The sequence below is a fragment of the Sorangium sp. So ce726 genome (assembly GCF_051521405.1).
In the GTDB taxonomy this organism is placed as follows: Bacteria; Myxococcota_A; Polyangia; order Polyangiales; family Polyangiaceae; genus Sorangium.
This window is the reverse complement of the sequence record NZ_CP150349.1, coordinates 1713975-1738259: the sequence shown is the minus strand read 5'-3', so window position 1 is coordinate 1738259 and position 24285 is coordinate 1713975. Positions and strand designations below refer to the sequence as shown.

The following is a 24285-nucleotide window of genomic DNA, read 5'->3' as shown; positions in this document are numbered from 1 at the left end:
TCGGTTGACCCATCGACGAATCGTTAGAAGGCATGCGTTCTATCGTTGTTGACTGCGACACCGTCCAGACAGAAGCAGACTTCTGGTCCGCGTACGTCAGGGCAGCAGAGCCGGAAGGTGCGGGGCACTTTGGTCGGAACCTTGACGCCTTCCGGGACGGCCTGAACGGCGGTCCTGGGTGGCCGGGCGAATGTGAGCTCAAGTTCGTCAACACACAGTCATTGCATCGGCTCCGCGACGGGCAGTTTGTTCAAGCGTTGCGCGACATCGCCAATCGCTCCACCTTTGTGAAAGTCACACTTGAGTAGTCTTCTGACCCCCCATTCCAGCCGACAGCCTCTCGCCGCGGCTGCATGTCAACGCCGGGCAGATGCCCTGGCGTGAGGCAGGAGTTGCAATGACGTTCTTCCCGGATCTCGCTCCCTACCGCTACGGCTTCGCCCCTGTGGCGTGGGACCAAAACGGTCCACCATCGCTGGAGCCGAGCGAGCTCTACATGTGGATGTGGGACGCAGAGGACGGCGCCTTCGATCTCCCGGAGCTCGCTGTCGGATGGCTCGAGCCGCCGCACGAGTACCCCCGCGGCCAGCTGACAACGCCGCTGGTTGAGAAGCTCGATCGCCTCTGCCGAGCCTCATGCTATCACGTCACCCGAGGTTTCCATCCCTGCGGTATCTGCGGTGATGCCTCAGATGGCCTCGGCTCCAAGGAGATCCGTCTCCTGGGCGACGGGGTTGTCTACGCCGCCCCGGACAAGATCGTACATTACGTCTCGGCGCACGCCTACGCCCCGCCGAGAGGCTTCGTCGCGGCGCTGGAGCGATGCGATGGACTCGCGCGGCCAAGGCGCGGCGCGCTGCGCCCTGTCACAATCGACATGATTCCGCACGAACACGTCGACGTCTGCCAGCTCGATGCAGAGGTCCGTGCGTCGTTGCGACGGGACCACCGCGAGCAGATCTTCCAGGACCTGGTGTTGCAGGATCGCGGGGACGTCGTGGCGGTCCTCACACGAATCGACCTTCGCGGGAGCTCGGAGCCCTTCGCGTGCTCGTGGGACGTGCCCAAGAGAGCGCTCCTCAACATGATCCAGGCGGTCCACTCCATTGTCAGCATGTTGGAGGCCACCCACACGGAACGAGCATTTGCCCTGATCTCGCGACGTCAGCGCGCTCGATAGCACTGTTTCATTTCTCGAACGCCGCCGTTCCAGCCCGCTGTCTGGCGTCGTCCACCGTGTCGCTGCATACTCTGGACGTGATCCTTGCGCGGTTGCGGGGCGGGTCGGGTGCGCCTGCCTCCGCACCTCGGGCTGCAGCGGGCTCATCATGTGGCACCGCCGGTGCAGAGGGCATCACGGCGGATGGAACCTGGCCTCGATGATCCGCAGCGGTGCTCCGGGCGCGTCCTTCCAGCGCGTGGGTCGCGCGCCGGCGCTGCGACTCTTGCGGGCTGGCGATTGCCATGAAGGGAGACGACGCCGCGCGCGGCACGCGCCTCGCCGAGCTCTGGGACCCACGAGCGAATTGCAGAGCCCGACTGAAGGCAAGGCCTGTTCGACTGACCGGACGACTAGGCTCAGATTGCCATTTCCATCTCAACCAGAGATATCCATGAAAACAACATGATCGTTTAGACGTTGACAGCGTTTCCGCTTCTGAGAATGATGCCTCCGCGCTGGCCGACGAAGCATGGAACGGGCTCTCCACCGCGGAGCCCACAGCGCATCTTGCGGCGTGACCAAGACGCACCCATGAATTCCTGCGCCCGACCACGCGCTTGGCTTGGAATATAACCCATCATAACAAACACTGGCAAACAAATGAAACACATCCGTCACATGACGCCCATGGGCACCCTGGTCTGCGGCCTTCTCGCCGGAGGCATCTCGCTGAGCGTACCCGCTGAAGCTCAAGCGGTGGAATATGGAGTATATGAAGGAGAAACCTGCCCCGTAGGGTACACACCGTTGACCCCGGCCGACGCCTTCTGGACGTTTTTCGCCAGCTGCAATGAGCTCCCCTATTCAGGAGTCTTTCGTATCGCAGATGGGGGCTCGATAGATGGCCCGTGGAACAACTGCCAGCAGCATGCCAATGATACCCGAGAGCTGAACTACACGCTCTGCAAACCCAACTACCAGCTGTTTGACATTGACGGGACCACCTTTGCGGTAGTGAGAGGCGGAGATCAGTGCCTGGAAGGCTTCGAGCACGTGGATTTCGCCACCGTCGCCGCCTACTCGGATGAGATTTGCACCCACGTCGGGTACTGGGGGATTGCGAGAATCGGTGGAGGGGGCTCCATTGACGGTCCAGGCTACGGCTGCGGCTTCCGCGCGACCGACTCTCGCCAGCTCGGTGATGCCATCTGCGTAGAAATCGAGTAAATATCCCGAGCCAGAGGCAGATTGCGCAATCCCCACCGACTTGGCAGCCAGGGTGCGCAGCGACCGACACGACTTCGACAGAGATGCGCGCTCCATCGCCCCGAAACCTGCGCTGGTGGCTGCTGACGACTGCCGCCGCGCCGAACTCCGACCCGGCGAAGCCCGCGTTCGAGCTGAACCCCGACCAACGTCGCTACATCTACCACCTGCTCGAAGACTGCCCCACGATCGCTGCCGGACAACGCCTTGCGCAGAAATTCACCCAGCGGGTCCGCGCCCGCGATACCGCTGCGCTGGTGCCCTGGCTGGAGCAAGCCAAGGCGAGTTCGCTGGTCGAGTTTCGCGACTTCGCCGCGGGGCTCTGCCGCGACGAGCGCGCAGTCAGGGCCGCGCTCACCGAGAGGTGGAGCAACGGACAAACCGAGGGACAGGCGACCAAGCCGATCTCACGAAGCCGCTCGAGGCAACCGCTACGACGACAAATCCCCCGCGCGCTCGGTCGAGAGCGGCAGCTCGACGCAGAAGGTCGAGCCCCGGCCGACCTCGCTCGACACGCGAATTCGGCCGCCGTGCGCCTCGACGATGGTGCGGGTGATGTAGAGGCCGAGCCCGAGCCCCCCGTAATGCTTCGACGAGACGCCGCGGCGAAATCGTTCGAAGAGCTGCGCCTGCACTTCGGCCGAGATCCCGATCCCACGGTCGGTCACCGAGAGCCGCGCGACCCGATCTTCCCGGGTGATGGTGATGTCGATCGGCTGGCGTTCCCCGAATTTGATCGCATTGGTGAGGAGGTTGGTCACGACCTGCTCCAGGCGGTGCGGGTCCCACCGGCCGATGACCGGCTGCTCCGCGCGCACGGCGACCACGCTGCCTGACTGCGCGAGCTGATCGCCGAGGTGGGCGACGACCTCGTCGACGAGCGCGCGCAGCTCGACGGGCGCCGTATACAGCTCGAGCCTCCCCGCGTGGATCCGGGAGACGTCGAGCAGCATATCGATGAGGTCGGTGAGGCGCTTGACCTGGCGGCCAGAGAGGGCGACCGCGGATCGCACGCGCTCGACGTCCATGCCCCGCGCGAGCCTTTGCCCCAGCGATTGAATGGCGAGCTGCAGGCTGGTGAGCGGGGTGCGGAGCTCGTGCGAGGCGATAGAAAGGAACTCGTCCCGCAGGTGCACGGCCTCCTCCGCTGCCGTGCGCGCCCGTCGCTCGTCCAGGAGGAGCTGATCGCGCTGCTGCTCGGCGCGCACGCGCGCGGTGATGTCGCGGAAGCTCCAGACCCGCCCGACCACGCGCCCGCCGAGGCGCTGGGGCTGCGAATAACGCTCGAAGACGCGCCCGTCCGCGAACGGGATGGCATCGAAGCTGGACTCCTCGGGCGAGGCATAGAGAGCGCGGATCCTTTGCAGAAACGCCTCGGGATCGAGGACCTGGTCGCAGACGAACGTACGGAACGTGTCGTCCGACCCGGTGGAGAGGATCTCGTCCGGGATGCGCCACATCGCCGTGAACCTGTGATTCTGACACAGGACGCGCTGCTCGTCGTCGACGACGAGGATGCCGTCCGCCGTCGATTCGAGCGTGGCCTCGAGGAGCGAGAGGGAATGGCGGAGCACCTCCTCGGCGCGCCGTCGCTCCGCGTTCTCCTGCTGCAGATCCGCATAGAGGCGCGCATTTTCGATGGAGTTGGCCGCCTGGGCGGAGAGCAGCCGGATCACCTCGACGCGATCGGGGGTGAAGGCAGAGCGGGTGAGGTCGTTTTCGAGATAGATCACGCCGGCGAGGCGGCCCTTGTAGACGATGGGCGCGGCGAGCGAGGAGCGCGGCGCACCGCCGGCGAAGCAGGGATCGCGCCCGAACGGCCCGTCGATCGCGAGGTCGTCGAGCAGGACGGTCTCGCGCGTCCGCGCCACGTACGTGACGACGCTGGCCGGCAGGTCCTTGCGGCCCTCGAGGGGCGCCGCGCCGAGCACGTGGACCGACGCATCCCGGATGTGGTGCTCGGCCACGACGACGAGCCGTCCGTCACGCAGGAGCAGGAGGACGCCGCGCCGCGCGCCGGCGTTCTCGACCATGAGGCGCATGAGCGCGTCGAGCAGGCTGTCGAGGACGATCTCGCCCGAGATGGCCTGAGAGGCCTTGAGCACCGAGCCGACGTCGAGCGCGGCGCCGGCCTGCGGGCTCCTCTCGCCGCGGAGGCTCTCGCCCGGGACGAGGTCGGGGTACGCGTTCTCGAGGCGCCGCATCGCCTCCGTCGCGCCCCAGCGGCCGTACGCCCTGTGCGCCTTGGTCAGGTAGGCGCCGGCGATGGTTTCCTTGCCGAGCGCGCGGAAGCAGAGGCCCGCGAGCTCGTTGCCGAGCGCCTCGTCGTGGAGATAGCCGCCGCGCTGCGCGAGAGCGATCGCCTCGTCGTAGCGGTCCGCGGCGGCGCGCGCGTCGCCGCGGACGCGCGCGAGCTCGGCGAGGAGGAGGGCGCGGCGGTGCGCCAGGTTCTCCGGGCAGAGGTCCGCCCAGCGCGAGAGTTTTTCGGCGGAGACCTCGGCGCGGGCGAGGAAGAGCGCGCGTTCCGCTGGGGAGACGACGTCCGCCGCCTGCGTGAACGCGATGCCTGCGTAGCAATGGAACGCGGGGTTGCCATGCCAGGCCGCCACGGCCGGGATTTCGATGTTCGGCAAGAGCGCAGCGCGCGCCGCTTCCTCGAACGCCCCCTGGAAGACGCCGAGGATGACGATGTAGAAGTGGGCGAAGAAGAACGAGGCCTGGTTGTCGATGCGGCGGGACTCCTCGATCACCTCGTCGATATCGACCCACGCCCCCTTGAGCGTGGCGGGGCGCTCGGTCTCGACCGAGAGCTGGTGCGCGATCTGTCCGACCGCGCCGACCGCCCAGGTGATGGCATTGAACTCGTCGAGCTTGCGCATCGGCTGGTAGCTCCGCGCCTCGGCGAGGAGGTCGGAGAGCGGGAGGCCGCGCAGGAGGCTGTTCGTGATGCCATTGGCCGTGTTGTAGAACGACCAGATGTACTGGCCCGTTTCGAGCCCGGCGTGCATCCCGGCGACCAGCGACGCCTTGCAGGCGGCGTAGCCCTCTCGCCAATGCTGCACGAAGGCGCCCCACATATTGCGGAGCATCGCCTCGGACTTCTTGTCCGTGTAGCGGTCCGCGAGGTCGATGGCGGCGCGGCCGAAGCGGTAGCCGAGCGCGATGTCGCCGCGGGCGCAGAGGAGCATCCCGAAGTTCATGCAGCCGAAGATCGAGTTCTTCGAGAGCCCGTGGCGCAGCGTGTTCTCGAGGATCTTCGCGACCGTGATGCCGAGGTCGTTCGTGGCCAGGAAGTAGCAGGGGAGAAAGAGCTCCTGGAGCACGTCCTGCATGGCGAGGATCTCCGGGTCCGCGAGCGGCGGCAGGCCTGGCAGCGCCTCGATCGTCCTTTCCCGGACGAGATCCATCGTCGCCCGCACCTGGGCGTCGAGCATGGCGTCGTCCGGGAAGAGAGGCAGGTCGATCCCGAACGGGCGCAGGGCCTCGAGCCCCTCCGCGAGCGCGGCTGGCAGGTCGTTCTTGAGCACCTGCACGTTCATCTTGAGCCGCAGCACCTCGGTACGATCGAGCCGGCTCGCGGCCCGCTCCAGGCCTTCGGAGAGGATCGCGAGGGCATCGTCATGCTGGCCGCAGAGCGAGAGCATCAGGGCGGCTCTCTTCGCGTATTCGAGGCGGAGCGGGTACTGTGACGCCCAGGCGTCCTCCGGAAGGCGCAGGAGGCCGAACTGCAGGTAGCGCAGCGCGGCGCCGAAGGCGGCCGAGTCCTCGGCGCGGCATGCGGCCTCGAGGCTCATGCGGGCGAGGTGCAGGCGCTCCGCGGGGTCCGACACGAGGTCGCCTGCGCTGTTCAGGTGGCCGACGACGTCGAAGAGGCTCTGGCTCTCCGAGAGGTCTAGCTTGCCCGCGAGCAGCCGGCCGATCCGGAGGTGGAAGGCGGGTCGGTCCGCCTCCGGGATCATCGCGTAGGCGCCCTCCTGGACCTTGTCATGGGCGAAGCGGTAGCCGCCGCGCCCGGCGATCACGAGCCCCTCGCTCACGGCGGGATCGAGGCGGGCGTACGCGTCTTCCGGCGAGCACTCGTTCACCGCGGCGAGCACGTCGAGGTCGAACCGGTTGCCGATCGCCGCGGCGAGGTTGAGCGCCTTCACCGTCGCCGGCGGCAGGCGCGCGATGGTGCGCACCATGAGGTCTGCGACGTTGTCCGTGTACCCGAGTGCGTCGATCGCGGCGAGGTCCCAGTGCCAGCCTGATCCGGCTGCGTACGCGAGGACGCCGTGGTCGTGCAGCGGCCGGACGAACTCCTTGACGAAGAACGGGTTGCCGCCGGTCTTCTTCTGCACCGCATCGGCGAGCGGCCCACAGTCGCTGCGCTTGAGGCTATCCGAGAGCATCTCGATCAGGTGCGGGCGCGCGAGCGGGGTGAGTACGATGTTGCGCACGACGAGCCCGGCTTGCTTGAGCTCCTCGATCGCCAGGATGAACGGGTGCCCGGGCGATACCTCGTTGTCACGGTAAGCGCCGCAGAAAAAGAGGGCATCGAGCGAGTCGTCGGCGAGGAGCGCGCGGAGCAGCCCGAGGCTCGCGGGGTCGATCCACTGAAGATCGTCGAGGAACAGGACGAGCGGGTGCGTGCGCCGCGCGAACACCGAGACGAACAGCAAGAAGCACCGGTTCAGGCGGTTTTGCGCCTCGATCGGGCCGAGCGCCGGGACGGGCGGCTGCGGGCCGATCACGTGGGAGAGCGACGGGATGACGTCGCAGACGACCTGCGCGTTCGGCCCGAGCGCCTCGAGGAGCGCGCTCCGAAAGCGGAGGATGCGCGCATCGCTCTCGGTGAGGATCTGCCGCACGAGGCCGTCGAACGCCTGGATCACCGCGCTGTAGGGCGCGCCGCGGTTGTATTGGTCGTATTTGCCGGTCGTGAAATACCCCTTCTGCCGCGCGAGTGGCTTCACGATCTCGTGTACGAGCGAGGACTTCCCGATCCCCGAGTAGCCGGAGACGAGGACGATCTCACGGCTCCCCTCGAGCGCGCGCTCGAACGCGGCGGTGAGCGCCTCGATGTCATGCTCGCGGCCGTAGAGCTTCTGGTGGATCCGGAAGAGGTCCTGACGATCGCGCTGGCCCGCGACGAAGGGCTCGATCGTCCCCGTGCCGCGCAGGGCCTCGCGGCAGTGCTCGAGGTCGGCGAGCAGGCCCTCGGCGCTCTGGTAACGCTCCTCGGCGTTCTTCGCGAGCAGCTTGAGCACGATGTCGGAAACGGCCTCGGGGATGGTCGGATCGACGCAGGACGGCGGCGTGGGCGCGAGGGCGAGGTGCGCGTGAATGAGCTCCATCGGGTCCAGGGCCTCGAAGGGGCGCCGACCCGTGAGCATCTGGTACAGAATGACGCCGAGCGCGTAGAGGTCGGTCCGGTAGTCGACGCCGCGGTTCATGCGGCCTGTCTGCTCGGGGGAGACGTAGGGCAGCACGTCGGCGATGACCGCCGGCGCGTAGAGCCGTTCGTGCGCGTGGGTGATCTCGGCGTCGACGCCGAAGCCATTGATCTTGACCGCGCCGCGCGCGCCGACGAGCACGTTCTGCGGGCGCAGATCGCGGTGGACGAGCCCGGCCACGTGCACCGCGGCGAGACCTTCGGCGAGCGCGGCCGCGAGATCGAGCGCCTCGCCGACCGGCATCCTGCGTGACGGGCGCGCGGCGAGGATCCGCGCGAGATCGCGGCCCGGGAAGTCCTCGAGGACGACGATCAAGGAGTCGGCGAGCGCCTCGACGCCGCGCAGGGCGACGAGGCGGGGCGAGGCGAGGCGCGCGATGCGCTCGTACTGGTGCTTGAAGCGCACGACCTCGGCGCCGGTCGATCTTTCCGCGCACAGGATCTTCAGCAAAACCGGGACGCCGTCGCCCTCGTGGGTTGCGCGGTACAGGGCAAAATCGGCAGTTTCCTCGATTTTCTCGCGGAGCGCGTAGCCTCTCTCGACGATCATCGAAACCCTTGCTCGCTCGCTCGTCAACGCGACGCACTACGACCAGTTACTTATATATTCCAAAGGGTGTGACTTGGCATCGGCGGAGTTTGGCCCACGCCCAGCTCGTGCGGCTCTTGGGTGTGCAGGCGCGTGAGGTCGTCAGGAAACTCCGAACGCCCCCTGGAGTCCGGACGCTTGGCGCACCCCTTGGCGGCCAGGGGTCTCACGGGAGGGGCGCTATGGGCAGCGTGGACGTGGTGCGTCGAAGCCGAACGAACGCTTCATGAGCACGGCCCACTCGACGTAGCGCGACGTGGCGAACAACTCCCCTTCGAGCAGCCGCCCCCAGTGCAAGACCGAGATCAGGGTCGGCTCAACTCGCACCGTGGGCTCGGCATGCGCGAGCGACCTCGCTGAGAGCGCCGGCGGAGCGCACGGCGACGCGGGCGCGGGCGATGCGGGCGCGGGCGCGGCGGGCAGAGGCGCGTGCCCCGCGCACGGCTCAGACTTCGCGGCGCGGGCCGGAGGTTTGGGTGTCACGCGAGAGCGCCACGGCGAGCGAGGCGCGAACACGCCATGGTATCTCACAAGCGGGATCTTCGGCGGAGGAATCAAAGCCGCGAGCCGGGCCATGAACTCCATTGGACTCATGACGCGGTGAGTGCGTCCCCGCCGAGGTGTCTTCAGCAAGTACGCTATACGCCCATCGAGCAGGAGCTCGATTCGATCGGGTGCGAAGGCCGGGCGGGAGCAGTACCGCACGAGCCTCTCGCGCGCGGGTCGTCGACCGCCGTCATCCGCTGCGATGGCTTCTTTTACCTACGCGCTCCTCGCGCTGCGATCCGGCTTCTTTTACCTACGCGCCTCGGGAGGACGTGCTCGGCGACGGCGAGCGTGCCGTCGGTCTCGAGCAGGATGAGCCCTGTGACCCAGAAGGCGAGGAAGAAACAGAGGGCGACGAGGCCGCGGCCCACGTTGCGCCCGAGCCGCAGCGCGGTGACCGCGACGGTCACGGCGGCGGCCCAGAGCGGGTAGTACGCGAGAGCGACCAGGGGTCTCACACGGCAGTTCGTCAGATCCCGGCCGTCTGGCAGAGGACCACCCGCCATCCGTCGGGGTCCTCGAAGGTGAACCCCTTGTCGCGCCAGTAGGGGTTCTCGGGCTCAACCAGGTGGTGCCCCAGCGCCTCCAGCCTGCCGCGCACCTGCTCGAGTTCGACAGGATCGGGGACGTAGAGCACGAGGAGATTGTCGCGCGAAGGCGCCGGGCACGCGCTGCCTGCCTCGTGCTGGGTGAACTCGAGGTGGTACTCGCAGCCCGGCAGGCCCAGCACGACCCCGTCGTAGCCGGCGTGTCCCTCGAACGCGCAGAGGCGCGGCAAGCCGAGGCCCTGCTCGTAAAACGCGACGACCTCCTTGAGACGGTCCGTCGGTCGGGCGATCCGCACCTGAGCGACTTTCACGCCCGTGGGCCAGTTGATGGGCACGAATCCTCCTTGGTTTCTGCGACCGTGCCTCGGAGCGCCCGGCGCTGCAACCGCCCGTGCCGACCGCAGACCGGACGACGCCGGCCGACACGCTCAGGTCTTTTCCCACGAGCCGCGGATCAGGATCTCCGTGAGGGGCCTGCGGCGCCTCGCTGGCGGGGCGGCGAGCGCCCGGGCCGACGCATACCCCACCACGAACATGGCCATCGGATCGAGCTCGGGCGGGCCGAGGCGTCGGGCCAGCTCGGCGTCGAAGCCTGCCATGAACCTCGCGCGAGATCGCCACAGGCGAGGTAGCCATCGAAGGCGGCGACAACGTACTTCGGGAGCGGGGCCGCGTACGTGCGCGCTGCGTGCGCGACGTAGGTCGCGAGGTGCTCCTGAACAAGGCCATACAACACGGTCTGATGCGGTTCGCGAGGCGCGTAGGCGTGCGGCGCTGGCCGCGAGGTCCTTGGACGCGCCGACAGCGGCCGAGACTCCGCTTGGGTGAGCATCCCGGCGGCTGCGAGCGAAACACGGGCCGCTCGTGCTCCGCGGGGAATTCAGCGGGACGAAAGCCGGCGGGACCTGGCGGCGCCATGGCGGAGAGGTACGGCGCGACCACGACCGCTGCTGCGGCGAGCGGCGGCTCTCAGCCCGGCAAGAGGCGGCTCTGGGCCGTCTGATCCCATGATGCGCAACCAGGCACCGCCCAACGCAGAATTGGACCTGACGGCGCTTCGCGCCGCAGGTCAATTCAACGTTGGGCTGGCAGAGTGCGGGCACGCAGGCACGATCCCGAAACAGGCGGCAGCGCATCGAGGGGCCCGACAACAGGGCGGCGAGCGAAGGAGAATCCCGCGGCGCTGCGCCGCCAGGCCAGGCGCCGACCCCGATCGGTGATGCCGTGGGCCCTTCACCGCGGGCGACGCGACGGCGGAGGGCGCCCCGTTGGGCCACACCAGAGCCGCCCTCGGCGGCGAAACAGGCGGAAGCCATGAGAATCGCTACTGTTTCCAGCGACCGCTCGTCATCGACCGGTTTTTCTGGCGGGACGATTCCGCGGGGGTGAACCGTCGCGATCCGTCGCATCCCTGGGGATTTGGGGAGGGCGTGACGACGGATCGCAGCCCCTCGGGAGGCGTGGGCCCAACCCGGGCCCAAGCGTCAAGCCTCGGGCCTGGGGAGCTCGCCGTGACTGGGTCGCCTCGGGCGGCCGTCGTCGCCTCGCTCGCCAGCACCCTGAGCCGCGCCGTCGCCCTCGGGGATGAGGTGGCGACCCGGGTCGTTCACGAGGCGATCGGTCGCCTGCTCGGGCTGCCGGTGGCACCGAAGCGGTGAGCAAGCTTGGACGAACGTCGAGGTCGCCGCTCGCGTCGACTCGCTACCGGAGCCTTACCGCTCGCCATCGCCTGCGGGCTCTGCGGGGGCCATCGGCACCAGCGCTCCGGGTCCCCGGGCTCGCCGGCTGGGCTGAGATCCTTGCCTCCTGGAGCCCTCGCTGAGATCATTCCGCCATGGCGCGCACGGCTCCTGTACCGAATATCCCTGCCATTCCAGGAATGAACCCCGGCGTGTTCATCATGGGCGGCGGCGCGGGCGGCGGAGGAAGCGGGGGGAAGGGCGGTGGCGGGAAGGGCGGCGATCAGGGAGCCGGCGGCGGCAATGGGGGCAAGGGCGCCGGCGGCGGCGGAAAGGGCGCCCCGGACTACGAAAAGCACCCCGAATGCGGGTACGCATCGCATCCAGTCGACGTTGTCACCGGACGGGCGTTCACCTACCCGACCGTGGACGTGCATCTGCCAGGGCCCCTGCCGCTTCTCTTCCGGCGAATGTACTCCACGACCATGGCGGCTCGGGACACGGGCCTTGGCTTCGGCTGGGGTCACACCATCGGCTGGGAGGTCGAAGTGCGCCGGCGGAGCCTCGTCGTTTGGAACGAGCAAGGCATGCCCGTCGAGTTCCCCATGATCCGGCCGGGAGACGAGGTCGTGGGCCCCTTTGGCTGGGCGCTCCGCCGAGAGGCCTGGGGGTTCGTGGTCGATGCAAATGACGACGTGTACCGCACTTTCTCCGAGCGCGACGAGCCCGGTCTCCGGTATCGCCTCAGCGCGATCGAGGACCGGAACAAGAATCGAATCACGATCACATATCAATAGGGCAAGATCGCGTCGATCATCGATAGCGCCGGGCGGAACCTCCATGTCCGCACGACCCCTGAAGGGCGCATCGCCTCGATCGAGACGAAGAACGCCGTGTCCGGCGGCGCATGGCTCACCTTCGCGACATATCGGTACGACGGGTACGGGAACCTCGTGGAATGCAGGGACGCGGACGGCTTCTCCTCACATTACGAATACGATGAAGATCACCTGCTCACGAAGGACACGGATCGCACCGGCCTCACGTTTTATTTCGTGTATGACGGGCACCGACGCTGTATCGAGTCATGGGGCGAGTACCCCGGCCAGCGCGATCTGAGCCTGGCGGAGGGCCTGCCGCGGATGCTCGCGGACGGCCGGACACGGGTCAAGGGCATCAGTCATTGCAAGATGGAGTACCTCGACGACGGGTACAGCGAGGTCGCAGACTCGGCGCGCGTTCGACGGTTCTTCGGTAATGAGCACGGCCTACTCGACAAACGCGTGGAAGGGCCAGGCGTGATCAGTTGCACGTACAACGCCGCCGGTCACCTGACCAGCCGTACGGACGAGCTCGGAGGAACGACGGTTTACGAGGTGGACGCCCGCGGTCGGCTCACGCGGCTCACGGATCCGAAGGCGCGCAGCACCTGCATCGTGCGCGGCGCTTACGGCCTGCCTGTCGAGATCGTTGATCCTGCGGGCGGCATCACGCGGATCGAGCGGGATCAGCGGGGCAACCCTGAGTTCGTCGTGGACCCCACGCGCGCGACGACGTCGTATCGTTACGACGAGCGTGGACTTATCCAGGAGATCATCAATTCACACGGACACTCCACGCGCTTCGACTACGACGCGCACGGCAACATGACCGCGGTCTTCGAGTCGAGCGGCGCAGTCACCCGGTTCGGCTACGACGCGCTGGGGCGAAGGACGTCGGTGATCGATCCTCTCGACGCGGTCGTCCGCTTCGCCTATTCAGGCCGGGGCGATCATGTCGCGACCTACGACGAGCTGGGCGGTGTGACGCAATACGCGTACGATGGTGAAGCCAAGATGACGCAGGTCACCTGGCCCAGCGGGCGCGTCCGCTCGTGCCGGTGGGGAGGGTACAACAAACTCTGCGAGATCGTGGATGAGGCGGGCGGAGTCACGCGCATGCTCTACGATCTCGACGGGCTCCCGGTGGCGCTCGTCAATCCGAAGGGAGAGATGCACCACTACGAGCACGACGCGAGCGGTCGGCTCGTCGCGGAGGTGACCTTCGACGGCGTGCGGAGGCGGTATCGCCGCGATCTCGCGGGGCGGCTCGTCGCCGTCATCGACGCGACGGGGGAGATCATGGAGTTCGTCCGCGACGCCTCCGGCATGGTCGTTGAGCGGCGCTACGCCGACGGTACGACAGAAGCGCTCGAGTACGATGAGTGCGGAGATCTCATTCGCGCCGTCGGCGCGGACGTGGAGGTGCAGTTTCAGAGGGACGCCGCGGGGAGGATCCTGCGCGAAACGCAGCTGGTGCGCGGAGAGCCGCTCGCGGTCGCGCGCGGGCGAGAAGGTCGCGCGGACGTAACGATGACGTCGCTCGGTCACGCGATCGCGATGACGGAAGGGCCAAATGCCTTTGTGCGCCGCTACCGCCTGGGTGAGGCACACGAGGTCGAGAGCCGCTCGGACGTTTACGGGCGCGAGGTAGAGCGGGTTTTACCCGGAGGGGGACGGCTGGAAAGCGTGTTTGACGCGATGGGCCGCCTCGCAGAGCGGCGAGCGCGTAGCCCCTTCACGACCCCCGCCGTCGGGCCAGGCCACCCGGAGTGGGTCGGCTCGCGGGATGGTGGGCTCTCCGTGCGCCGAGTCCACCACTACGCGCTCGATGGCCACATGGGGGCGGACTGGGATCTGCGCCACGGGCAGACCCGGTACGAGGTGGATGCGCTCGGACAGCTCCTCTGCGCCGCTCGCGAGCGAGGCCGAGAGGATCGTTACGCGTACGATGCCACGGGCAACATCGTCCGCGCCGGGAGCACGGGCTCGGTTTTCGAGCGAGGCAACCGCCTCGTCGAGCACGGCAGGACACACTACCAGTACGACGACGTAGGTCAGCTGATCGAGATGTCTGTCGTCGGCGATGACGGCGCGAAGCGGGCCTATCGATATACCTGGAACCCCGCCGGCCGTCTGAGCAGCGTCACCTGTCCGGATGGAGTGGTGGTGCAGTTCCTTTATGACCCCCTCGGCCGTCGCCTCGAGAAGCGTGTGTTCGAGGCACCGGCGCCGGGAGCGAGGGGCGCATGCCGCTCGACCACCAGGTTCCTGTGGGATGGCGCGGCGGTCATACAGGAAATCAAGCGCTCGGCCGACGATCTGGGCAACCCAGTCGTCGACGATCGGAGGTACTGGGTAGCGGGAGATGGCCCCGTCGTGCTCGCTCACCGCGATGTGCGCTGGGACGCCCGCGGCGTGGCCGCCGGCGAGTGGGTGCACTACGTGAACGATCCGAACGGAGCGCCGACCCACCTCGTGGACGCTCGCGGCGCCGTCGTGGGCGAGCTCTCGCGATCCGGGCTGGGCAGGACGGTGCCCGCCCCCGGTTCCAAGGTACGCACAGCTGTTCGCTTCGCGGGTCAGTACGAGGACGAGGAGACGGGCCTCCACTACAATCATTTTCGCTATTACGATCCAGACACGGGCCGGTACCTGTCGCACGACCCCATCTCGCTGCGCGGCGGACACAACGTGTACCGTTATGTGCGAGATCCCAACACGATGACGGACCCGCACGGTCTCGTTCCCTGTCAGTGTGTCATGATAACCAACAACGGGCCCCCCGAGCGGCTCGTAGGGCAGGACGCCAACGGCAGCAACCTGTACGCATGGAGGCGCAACTCTGGCGGCAGCCCGCAGAACGTTCACCCGGACATCTCGAACCACATTCCCCCCGCGGGCCAGCTGCCTCAGGGCTCGACGGCGAGCCCTGATCAGCGAGGGAAATGCGCGGAGCCGGCAGCGCTCACCGATTATCGCAATTGGCTCGCGAAGCAGCCGAATCCCGGCACCGCGACGATGTTGAACCGGATCCAACAGGGGGTCGTCGCCGTTGTACCTATGAACAAGGGCGGCCCGACCTCGGGGAGCTACAAGGCACCGTGCGACTTCTGCGGTCCGACCCTGAACAACATGGGATTGTCGAACCAGGTCACGACGCCGCAGGCCGCCGCGCAGGCCATGCCCAAAATCGCCCAGGTGTTCACAAACCAGAACGTGCCCGTGTTCCGCTGACAGACCGCCTATGCGACCTTCCCTGCCCCTGCACCTGTTTTCCCCTCGCGCTCAGCAGTTCCTCCTCTCCGCGGAGCGCGACGACAGCGGGCGCGATCCCGAGAGCGTCGCCCGCCGACTGGCCGAGTGCCATCGACCGCTGTTCGCTGCGGCTATCGACTTCGAGCACCTCTACGGCGGGCTGTCGTGGGGCGAGGACACGCTCGGGATCACCTATGACGAACCGATGCGCGACGAGAACGACCCGCTTGACCTCGACGGCACGATGGTGCCGATCGGCAGCGAGGGGGTCTGCGGCCTGTTCATGAACGAGGCGGGAGAGGTGATCACCCAGCCTAACGTCAAGAGCGCCTCGATCGAGAAGTACATCGAGCAGCGCGCGTTGCTCTCGGCCGCGGAAGCGCATCGCGCATACCGGGTCAAGGTCCGCCCCGCGACGGGCGACGCCCTCGCGGTGTCGCTCGGTCTCACCGTCGTATCCGAAGCGACCGACGCGTATCAGGCCTACTTCGCTGCTGGCGGCGTGCTCCTGCGCCACTACCTGCAGCCGGAGGTGTACGAGGCGCGTGCGGACCTCGTGCTCGCCCCCTCGCTCGAGCACGTCGCGGCGATCCTGGAGTCGGCTGCCCACGTGGTCGGATCGCCCCGCGTGAGCGTCCACCGCGTGGGGGCGACGGTCGTTCGCCTGTCCGCCGATGAGGCGTCGAGCATCCCTCCTAGGGGCTCGTGGAGCGTCGCCCCAGATTCCATCCGTTTTGATTACGGCGACGAGGACGACGACCACGATGGTACCGTCTGGCTTATCGGCGCGCGCGGCTCGCGACGGATCGAGCAGTACCAGATGACCGCCGAAGGACGGCTGCTCAGCTGGACCACCTACGAGGATGGGAAGGCGACCCTGCGGCTCCCGTCAGGGTCGCCGTGATCCCACCTCGGCTCGCGGCGGCCGAGCGGAAACCGTCGCGGTTCCGCGCCCACCAAGCCCGTCCCGTCGCGAGCCCTCCGGCCCCCGCTACCCCGCGGCGTCTTCCACGGATCGCCTGGTAGAGGGTTTCGGCTTCAGGATCCGGTCCTCCATATCGGTAGAGGGCACCACCATGCTCGACCCCGACATCGGCGGCACGATCTAGCTCCAGTCCGCGTAGACGGGCCGCTGGCGCTGCCGCCGCAGGCTGTGGAGTGGACGCGGCCCCTTTGACGACGCGGCGGCGGAGAGCGCCCCGTTGGGCCACACCGGAGCCGCCTTCGGCGGCGAAACAGGCGGAAGTTATTAAAATCGCTGCTGTTTCCGGCGATCGCTCGTCATCGCCCGGTTTTCTGGCGGGACGATTCCGCGGGGGCGAACCGGTGTGATCCGGTGCTTTGCCCGGGATTTCAGGGAGCCGTGACGGCGGATCGCAGCGCGTCGGTGGGGGTGGGCCCAACCCGGGCCCAGCCGGCGAGCCTCGATCCTGGGAAGCTCGCGTCGGCCGGCGCGTCGCCTCGGCTCGTCGTGGTTGCCTCGCTTGCCGGCACCCTGAACCGCGCCGTCGCCCTTGGGGATGAGGAGGCGGCGCGGATCGTTCACGAGGCCATCGGTCGGCTGCTCGGCCTGGTGCCAGCACGGGAGGGGGGAGAAAGGTCGCGCCGACGGTAGCAAGCTGTTCGCCTCGACGAGCAGCTCCGTCAGCACGGGCGCGATCGGGATGCCCCTCTCGCGCCGTGGGGGCCCCATCGTTAACGAGGTCCGCAGCTTAAGGCCGCTTCTACGGCGAGCAAGCAGTCGGGCTGGAGAGCGTGGCCCCCGCATGCGCTTGCACCAGCTCCTTCACTTGGGAGGCCGGCACCAGGAACGACTTGTATTCGTACGGAGGGTTGAAGGCGTCGCCGCTGCCCATTTGATTTCCGGAGCAGCCCTCGAACAGGTTGCCCGTCGCCTCTTGCACGGAGCCGTCTCCCTTCTGCTTGCCCAAGTCAATCGGCTCGTTCTGGTCGATGAAATGGTTGTTCTCGGTCAGCACGTTGCACTTGAAGCCGTTCGACACGCCGAGACTCGAAGGGCCGACCGAGGTGTCCTCCGTGTAGAGGTTGTTGACGACGTGGATCCACCCGTACCGGCAGCGGGGTTGGCGTTCTGCGACCCCGGTCCACCAATTGAACATGAAGGTGATGTTGAGCTTGCCTTCGCTCACGGGCTCGTTGTCCGAGGATGCAATCAGATTCGACAGGTTGTGATCGCCTCTTTTGCTATAGCCGAAGATGCTCCACGTGAACGTCACGTTGTCGGCCCCCTTGACGACGTCGGCATTGCCATCTTGCCCGTCCCAGAACTCGGCGTGGTCGACCCAGATGTTCTTGGAGTTGCCCTCGATGCTGATGTTGTCCCAGGCCTGGTCGCCGTTGGAGCCCGGCCCACGGACGACGATGTTGCGCAGGATGACGTTGCTCGCGTCCTTGATATGGATAGCCGCTTTGATCTGCGTACCCGCGTGGAGGCCGACGATGGTTTTGTTTGATTTGATCTCCAGTCGATCCCCGGAAGTCCCCGACCAACCACCGCCCACCGTGCCGTCGATGTGAATCACCCGCGTCTCCCCATCCTTGGCGTACTTCAGGAGATCGGCGAAGTTATTGACGACGATGGGCTCGGCGCTACCTCCGCCCGTGACATTGAAGGCGCCACCATTGCGACCTGAGCGCGTGGCCCAGCCGATGGGCTTGCATTGGTCCGCGCCCCCACCACCGTCACCGCCCCCGGAGCCGTCGGAGCCGCCCGAGGCCTCCGAGCCGCCCGAGGCCTCCGAGCCGCCCGAGGCCTCCGAGCCACCCGAGGCCTCCGAGCCGCCCGAGGCCCCCGAGCCACCCAAGCCGCCCGAGGCCCCCGAGCCACCCAAGCCGCCCGAGGCCCCCGAGCCACCCGACCCGCCCGAGCCGTTCGCGGTCGAGCCCGAGCTACCCACGCCCACCTGGCTGCCACCGCTTCCGCTGCTATCGCCGGTGGTCGAGCTCGTGCCGCCCGCTTCGCTCGACTCGCTCCCTTCATTGCCACCGCACGAGACTGCTGAAGCAAAGACCCCGCCGAACAGCCCCAAAAGAATTATCTTCCTATTCATGACGACCTCTGCGGCCGGCCATGCAATCTCTGAACCACCGGGGATACCTCTCTTCCATATAAGGAAGACCAATGGCGCTCCGGACTGCGTAAACTGCTCCGATCTACACTGTCAACCGCGAGTTGACGTCCATACTCAGGCGTGTGAGGCCCGGCTCCTCCTCGCGGCAGAGTGGACCTCGGCGAGCTCGCCGAGGTCCACTCTGCCGTGCCGCAGCAGCTACGCTGTGCCTCGATGCGGATTTCACGCCATCGTGATCACCGAGATCACCGCATCGCGATCGCTCAGATCAGCGCATCGTGATCGCCAGGATGCACCATCGTGATCAGCGGGATCACGCTCATGATCGCGCTGATCACGATGGTGTGGTCTTCCTCGACCCGCTCCGGGCGCGTAGTCCGAAGGAGCCTCTGGGTGAGGCGACGGCGGACGCGATCCGTGGCTTGCGCGTCGGCCGTAACAGCGGAGGATAGCCCGCGCAAAGCTATTCCGACCTGTCAAGAATTGCCCGCCAACGATCGGCAATTGACATAACGTACAAAAGTACGAACCACTGATCCGCCTACAAGAACCAACAGATCCAACGAGTTCACTCGGCTGTTGTATATTGTCTACGCCACGCTGAGCTCCTCCCCAGGTAGGGTCTCGCCCTCGCTAGGATTTATAGATTCACAAAAAACACGTTCATAGCCCTTCGAGGGCCTGAGTGAGAAGCCGCGACGGAAGCTGCCTAACTAGGCAGTCGAAGCTGACATGGCCCTCGCTTCGCTCGGGACCACGCAGCTCAACTCCAGTCGTTGGGCCGGAAGAGTGCGGGGACGCAGGCACGATCCCGAAACAGGCGGCAGCGCATCGAAGGGCCCGGCAACAGGGTGGCGAGCGAAGGAGAATCCCTCGGCGCTGCGCCGCCAGGCCAGGTGCCGACCCCGATCGGTGATGCCGCGGGCTCTTCACCGCGGGGGACGCGACGGCGGAGGGCGCCCCGTTGGGCCACACCGGAGCCGCCCTCGGCGGGGAGACAGTCGGAAACTATCAAAATTGCCACTGTTTCCGGCGACCGCTCGTCATCGACCGGCTTTTCTGGCGGGACGATTCCGCGGGGGCGAACCGTCGCGATCTGTCGCTTCCCCGGGGATTTCCGGAGGGCGTGACGACGGATCGCACCCGTTCGGAGGGCGTGGACCCAACCCGGGCCCAGCGGCCAAGCCCCGGGATTGGGGAGCTCGCCGTGACCGATCCGTCGCGTCGGGCTGCGGTGGTCGCCTCGCTCGCCAGCACCCTATGCCGCGCCGTCGCCCTCGGGGATGAGGTGGCGGCCCGGGTCGTTCACGAGGCGATCGGACGGCTGCTCGGGCTGCCGGTGGCGCCGCGCGCCGAGGCGCGTGCGGCGCGGTCAAGAGCGGCGCGGTGACCGTCGTGCAACGCACGTCCGGCGACATGCGGCTCAATCCGCATCTGCACGTGGTCTTCCTCGACGGGGCTTATCACGAAGACGGCACCGAGCTCGTGTGGAACGAACTCGGTCACCTGCGAACGCGCGAGGTCGGTCAGGTCCTAGAGCACGCCGTCGGGCGGATGCTCCATTACCTCCGGCGGCACGGGCATCTCGAGATCGAGCACGACGTCGAGGAGGACGACGAGCCCGAGGCCGCGCTCTGTGCTTCCGCCGTCTCGGGACGAGAGCCGCGCCACACGTCGTCGCCCCGCAATGGCTCCGCGGGCTCTCGTCGTATTGTCCGAGCGCGCTCGCGTACGACAAGCCGCTGTGCGCTGCGCTCGATGGCTTCACCTTGCACGCAGCGACGCGCGCCGGTGCGCACCATGCCGCGGCGAGGGAGGCGCGGCTGCGTTACGTGCTGCGACCCCCGATCGCAAACGAGCGCGTCGAGCCGCAGCAGGACGGCCTGGTGCGGCTGTCGCTCAAGCGCGCCTTCGCTGACGGGACTGTCGCGGTGGATATGGATCCGCTCTCGCTCTTGTGTCGCCTCGCAGCCAGCGTCCCGCCGCCGCGCTTCCACACCGTCAAGTACGCGGGCGTGCTCGCCTCGGCAAGTCGCCCACGTTGGCGCGCAATCGCATCGGACCGCGCCCTGCTAAGCCACAAGAGCCTACGAAGGCGGACGAAGGCGCCGCTTCGAAACGCAAGCGTGGCGGCTATCGAGCGGTCGATAAACCGCGCCGAGCTCCTGCGCCGCACATTTGCGATCCATGTCCTCGAGCGCCCAGCTTGCAAGGGGTGGATGAAGCTCGTCGCCATGGTGACCGAGCCAAGGAACATCGCCCGCTTCCTCTCCGCGCTCGGCGAACCGACCGACGTCCCAGCACGCTCTCCCAACCGAGGGCCGCCGTACTGGAAAAGCACCGTTGTGCGCCGCAAGGCGCCCGGGGACGCCGCATAGCGTCTCGCGACGCGCCTCCCGGGCCAGACCAACGCCCGGACGGACACGTGTGCCCACGGCACGCCGATGCGCCCCGTAGCGCGCTCGGCGCCGCCCGGACCACGCTCTTTCGACCCAGGACCGAGCCATCACGAAGCTCGCGGTCCCACCCTTTTCGCTCTGCCGCGCTACACTTCCTCGCGCTGCGATCCGGCTTGATTTGCCTACGCGCAGGTGGACGCCGACCCTGCTCCAATTACTCCCGACCTGGTCCGCGCAGCTCGCGACAGCCGCAGTCCGACTCCCCCAGCGTCCGCAGCCTGGTGAGCTCGTTCTTCACCTCGGTCGGCACCTCCTCGTCCGTGGTTGGCTGCCGCTTCCCTGGCTGGTTACCCGTGGCGTTCTGGTTGGTCGTCCCATTCCAGTGGACGACGACTCGTTCCCCCCGAAGGGTACCCATGTAACGATGATAAAACCCGCACGCACATCGTGCCCACCAGGTCATGCCACCCTCGGTCGGGAGCGCGTGGCGAAGGATCCGCTCGGCATGCCTGGGGATCTGCGACTTCTCGTGGCGGTACTTCTGGTACTCCATACGATCGGGGTTGTGGTGACCAGGATCCTCGTAGCTCGGCAGTACCCGCACATGCAGCGCGAGGGCTGCCCGGTGACGCTCGGCGAGGTTTGCGCAGAAGGCATTCGTCAGGTGCTCGTCGCGGAAGTCGCCCGCCCGCTCGCGCACCTTGATGGGAAGCGGAACAACCTGCCAGCCAGCGCGGTCCGCGCTCCACGCCAGGCCGCGAAGCAGCCAAGCAGCGCGAAGAGCCGGCGCCTGCTCATCGCGAAAGGTCACCTCCACAGTTTGCTCAGGTTTCGTCAGCTCGGTGTCCCCGCGCTCATCGAAGCTTGAGCTATCCACCAGGATGCGCCTCAATCGAGCGGCCTTGTCGTGGTCGCGTGTCCTTCGCCCGAGCGCCCCCAGCAGCGCGTTGAGCCCAGCGCCCGACGGAAGCGTGAGCGTCCATATATCCTTGGTCACGCACGCTCTGACGCGGTCCTCGTCGTGAACAGTGACCGCATACTGCAACGCCCGAAAGGTCTCGTATAACGTAAGTAGCAACCTCTCGTCTTCGGTTGGATCGCCGCCCTTGAGGCTCTCGTCGTTGAGCACCGCAAAGGCGATCGTCATGGTGCACCCGTGCCAGGAGGCTCGAGGAGCCTGTCCAGGAGGTGGTCTGTCTCGTCGAAGAAGCCCGCGGGCCACTGATCGAGCCGGCCTCGTCGGTCGACCCGGATCTGCGAGAAGACCTCACCAGGTGGGGCGCTTGGGCCACCGAAGAAGAGGATCGAGACATCCTCCGGCGCGATCTGCCCGGAGTGAACGGCGACGCGCGCGCCGTTGAGCACGTGATCGCTGTGGGTCTCGAGGATCACCTGGATGCCCGCTGCTGCGGCTTTTGCGCAGAAGCGCGCGAGGCGGGCCTGGGCGCGCGGGTGGAGGTGCGCCTCGGGGTTCTCGAAGAGCACGGTGTCGCCGGCGCTGGCCATGAGCAGCGTGAGGATCAAGGGGAGGACGTAGGTCACGCCGAAGCCCACGTTCTGGGGGCGGTGAAAGCCGAGCTCCTCGCTGGTACGGATCCCGAGCGTGATCAGGTTTGCGTGAGCGACCGTTCGCGGCTCGAGGGTGGTCCCAGGAAAGAGCTCGGAGAGCCATGCCTCCGTCTGGCGGCGGAGGGTTTGCGCCGGATCCGAGCTGTGACACAGCGCAGGCACAGGGAGCGGGTCGAGGTCGCGCCAGAGCAGGTTGCCGAACGTGCGCTCGGCGCGCGGCCCTGGCGTGTCATGTCGCTCCGGATCGTCGAGCGGGTAGGTCTCGGACGGGCCCAGGCGATCCGCCGGAACGAACCGGAGGCGAGCGAGGTTCTTCAAGAGGGAAGAGGCGCCGGTGTCGTCGCGCAGCCATGACGGCGCGAAGGGCATCTCGCCACGCACCTCGGCTTGGCGAGCCGCACCGTTCAGCGCGATTTGCTGTACGGGAACCGCCAGGCTGTCCGATCTCAGCTGGGGCCAGCCCAGCGTCCATGCGACGTTCGTCTCTCCCGAGCGGATCCCGAGGGTGAACGTGTCCTCCCGGGCCGTCTCGTTGCGGACCGCTCCGAGATCGCCGAGTGAGAGCCCTGGCGCGTTCAGCGCAACGGTGCTGGCGGAGGTGACGCCGTCGAAGCCGTGCGCCGCGGCGTGATGCAAGAGGAGCAAGCTCTGCATCACGCTGGACTTGCCGCCGCTGTTGAAGCCAGTCAGCATCGTGAGCGGAGCAAGCGGCAGGCGCTCGTCCTGGAAGCGCTTGAAGCCCCGAAGAACTACCTCACGAATCACCGAGCGCCCCCCTGATGGCCGCCTCCGCGAGCACGAAGCGCGTCTTCACGCTCTCCGTTCCCGTGGTGCCGCCGCTGATCGACCGCATGAACTTGGGCTCTGCCATCAATCCATAGAACGCGCTCCGCACTTCGTCCTCCCTGCCGCCCACGCGCCCCTCTTCGTACATCGACAGGAGGACCGAGAAGACCTCGAAGAGCAGCACATTGAAGGGGCTCTTGCGGTCAGTCGGGCTCTCGTGCTTGCAGAATGCGTGACGCCCGAATATCCGGCGGTTCATGACCATGCTCCGCAGGAATGCCTCGCGGATCGCGTCGCGCTCTCCATCCGACCTCTTGTTGACCGCTTGCAGCGCTCGCCCGAGAAACTCGTCCATATCGCCTCCGTAAGCGTCCCACCCGAGCGTTCGAAACGCCAGGAAGCGGTTGACGGCTTCCCGATCGAGCTGCTCCGGCCGGTATCTTGGCTGCTTGTCGAAGGCCTGGCCCGTCGCCTCGTTGAACTCGTTCGTGCCCGCGAGCTCACGCAGGAGTCTCGTCGCTGGACCGCTGTAGAGCGCGTTGCGCATCTGCTGACGGGTGAGCGGCACGCCCGAGTTGACGCGGTCGAAGATGTCGAACCGGACCCGATCGGGCGCCTTGAAGTCGATGGAGTAGAACGTCAGCTGCCCGTCCTCGAAGCGACGGCGCAGCCTCGGGTGGATCCCGTCGATGTCCTTCCCCGAGAGCTCGGGGTTAGGGAGCACGAGAGAAAGCTGCCGCTTCGCGAAGAGCTGGAAGGTCGTGAGCCGCTGGAGGCCATCGACGACCACCAGTCGCCCCTGCGCATCTTCCGCGACGTAGAAGACGGGCAGGGGAATTCTCATGAGCACGGACTCGATGAGGCGGCTCTGCCGCACCGGCTCCCAGACGAAATCGCGCTGGAATTCAGGGTTCAGCAGTATCGACTGCTCCTCGATACGCCGGAGCACGTCGACGATGGCGCGCTGCTCCGTGCGGATGAGCACGCTGTCCAGCGGATAGGTTTCGAGGCCGTGGGCGGGGGCCTCGTAACCGTCGAGCCTGGAATCGCCCTCGCGTGTGGGATCGGTGTCGGCGTTCATGACATCCAGGCGGTAACCCGGTCGTGCCGTAGACGCAAGAGGGGGGACCATCGGTCTG

General features: G+C 67.2%; 19 protein-coding genes and 2 pseudogenes. 11 read left to right on the top strand and 10 right to left on the bottom strand.

Features of this window, described 5'->3' with window-relative positions:
• The first annotated feature begins 32 nt into the window (after nt 1-32).
• From WME79_RS06545 to WME79_RS06530, 4 genes and pseudogenes are all read left to right on the top strand, one after another.
• Nucleotides 33-308, top strand: a complete 276-nt coding sequence (locus WME79_RS06545; protein ID WP_437533371.1) for a barstar family protein — start codon at nt 33-35, stop codon at nt 306-308.
• An 89-nt stretch (nt 309-397) separates the two neighbouring features.
• Nucleotides 398-1180, top strand: a complete 783-nt coding sequence (locus WME79_RS06540; RefSeq protein ID WP_437533369.1) for a hypothetical protein — start codon at nt 398-400, stop codon at nt 1178-1180.
• 669 nt (nt 1181-1849) lie between these two features.
• Nucleotides 1850-2389, top strand: a complete 540-nt coding sequence (locus tag WME79_RS06535) for a hypothetical protein (RefSeq protein ID WP_437533366.1) — start codon at nt 1850-1852, stop codon at nt 2387-2389.
• An 83-nt stretch (nt 2390-2472) separates the two neighbouring features.
• Nucleotides 2473-2811 (top strand): annotated as a pseudogene (locus WME79_RS06530) (hypothetical protein); the annotation flags it as partial.
• Between the two features lie 48 nt (nt 2812-2859).
• Here the strand turns inward: WME79_RS06530 and WME79_RS06525 are convergent.
• From WME79_RS06525 to WME79_RS06505, 5 genes are all read right to left on the bottom strand, one after another.
• Nucleotides 2860-8412, bottom strand: a complete 5553-nt coding sequence (locus WME79_RS06525) for an AAA family ATPase (RefSeq protein WP_437533363.1) — start codon at nt 8410-8412, stop codon at nt 2860-2862.
• 219 nt (nt 8413-8631) lie between these two features.
• The gene (locus WME79_RS06520) at nt 8632-9201 is read right to left on the bottom strand and encodes a transposase (protein WP_437539784.1); all 570 of its coding nucleotides are present in this window, start codon (nt 9199-9201) and stop codon (nt 8632-8634) included.
• A gap of 8 nt (nt 9202-9209) precedes the next feature.
• Entirely contained in the window at nt 9210-9455 is a 246-nt protein-coding gene (locus tag WME79_RS06515; RefSeq protein ID WP_437533360.1) for a hypothetical protein, read from the bottom strand.
• Between the two features lie 11 nt (nt 9456-9466).
• Nucleotides 9467-9880 carry a VOC family protein gene (locus WME79_RS06510; RefSeq protein WP_437533357.1) on the bottom strand — a complete coding sequence of 138 codons (414 nt, stop codon included), beginning with the start codon at nt 9878-9880 and terminating at the stop codon, nt 9467-9469.
• 93 nt (nt 9881-9973) lie between these two features.
• Entirely contained in the window at nt 9974-10144 is a 171-nt protein-coding gene (locus tag WME79_RS06505) for a hypothetical protein (RefSeq protein ID WP_437533354.1), read from the bottom strand.
• Nucleotides 10145-11056: 912 nt separating this feature from the next.
• Between WME79_RS06505 and WME79_RS06500 the strand changes: the two genes are divergently transcribed.
• The 4 genes from WME79_RS06500 to WME79_RS06485 all read left to right on the top strand — a co-directional run bounded on the left by WME79_RS06500 (nt 11057) and on the right by WME79_RS06485 (nt 16204).
• Nucleotides 11057-11203: a hypothetical protein gene (locus tag WME79_RS06500; RefSeq protein WP_437533351.1), complete on the top strand. Its 147-nt coding sequence runs from the start codon at nt 11057-11059 to the stop codon at nt 11201-11203.
• 221 nt (nt 11204-11424) lie between these two features.
• A complete protein-coding gene (locus WME79_RS06495; protein WP_437533348.1) occupies nt 11425-12021 on the top strand; it encodes a DUF6531 domain-containing protein in 597 nt (198 codons plus the stop codon).
• A gap of 96 nt (nt 12022-12117) precedes the next feature.
• Nucleotides 12118-15279 (top strand): RHS repeat-associated core domain-containing protein, encoded by a 3162-nt coding sequence (locus WME79_RS06490; RefSeq protein ID WP_437533345.1) that lies wholly within the window; start codon nt 12118-12120, stop codon nt 15277-15279.
• 10 nt (nt 15280-15289) lie between these two features.
• Nucleotides 15290-16204, top strand: coding sequence for a hypothetical protein (locus WME79_RS06485; protein ID WP_437533342.1), 915 nt, complete (start codon nt 15290-15292; stop codon nt 16202-16204).
• Nucleotides 16205-17024: 820 nt separating this feature from the next.
• On the opposite strand, the gene WME79_RS06480 is transcribed toward WME79_RS06485, so the two are convergent.
• Nucleotides 17025-18371, bottom strand: coding sequence for a pectate lyase family protein (locus WME79_RS06480; RefSeq protein WP_437533339.1), 1347 nt, complete (start codon nt 18369-18371; stop codon nt 17025-17027).
• A gap of 1228 nt (nt 18372-19599) precedes the next feature.
• On the opposite strand from WME79_RS06480, the gene WME79_RS06475 reads away from it, so the two are divergent.
• Both WME79_RS06475 and WME79_RS06470 read left to right on the top strand, forming a co-directional pair.
• Nucleotides 19600-19782 carry a hypothetical protein gene (locus WME79_RS06475; RefSeq protein ID WP_437275208.1) on the top strand — a complete coding sequence of 61 codons (183 nt, stop codon included), beginning with the start codon at nt 19600-19602 and terminating at the stop codon, nt 19780-19782.
• A gap of 26 nt (nt 19783-19808) precedes the next feature.
• Nucleotides 19809-19967: pseudogene (locus tag WME79_RS06470) on the top strand (transposase); the annotation flags it as partial.
• Here WME79_RS06470 and WME79_RS06465 read toward each other — a convergent pair.
• The gene (locus WME79_RS06465) at nt 19926-20063 is read right to left on the bottom strand and encodes a hypothetical protein (protein WP_437540134.1); all 138 of its coding nucleotides are present in this window, start codon (nt 20061-20063) and stop codon (nt 19926-19928) included. The pseudogene WME79_RS06470 and the gene WME79_RS06465 sit on opposite strands and share 42 nt — an antisense overlap.
• Here WME79_RS06465 and WME79_RS06460 point away from each other — a divergent pair.
• Entirely contained in the window at nt 20027-20770 is a 744-nt protein-coding gene (locus tag WME79_RS06460) for a transposase (RefSeq protein WP_437539782.1), read from the top strand. The two genes, WME79_RS06465 and WME79_RS06460, sit on opposite strands and share 37 nt — an antisense overlap.
• Before the next feature lie 235 nt (nt 20771-21005).
• On the opposite strand, the gene WME79_RS06455 is transcribed toward WME79_RS06460, so the two are convergent.
• Genes WME79_RS06455 through WME79_RS06445 form a run of 3 tightly spaced genes read right to left on the bottom strand, consistent with a single transcriptional unit; the run spans nt 21006 to nt 24227 of the window.
• Nucleotides 21006-21938: a hypothetical protein gene (locus tag WME79_RS06455; RefSeq protein ID WP_437533336.1), complete on the bottom strand. Its 933-nt coding sequence runs from the start codon at nt 21936-21938 to the stop codon at nt 21006-21008.
• On the bottom strand, nt 21935-23125 hold the full coding sequence (locus tag WME79_RS06450) for an AAA family ATPase (protein ID WP_437533333.1): 1191 nt from the start codon (nt 23123-23125) through the stop codon (nt 21935-21937). The genes WME79_RS06455 and WME79_RS06450 overlap by 4 nt, the downstream gene beginning before the upstream one ends.
• Nucleotides 23115-24227, bottom strand: a complete 1113-nt coding sequence (locus WME79_RS06445; protein ID WP_437533330.1) for a DUF262 domain-containing protein — start codon at nt 24225-24227, stop codon at nt 23115-23117. Before WME79_RS06445 ends, WME79_RS06450 begins: the two co-directional genes overlap by 11 nt.
• Nucleotides 24228-24285: the final 58 nt, after the last annotated feature.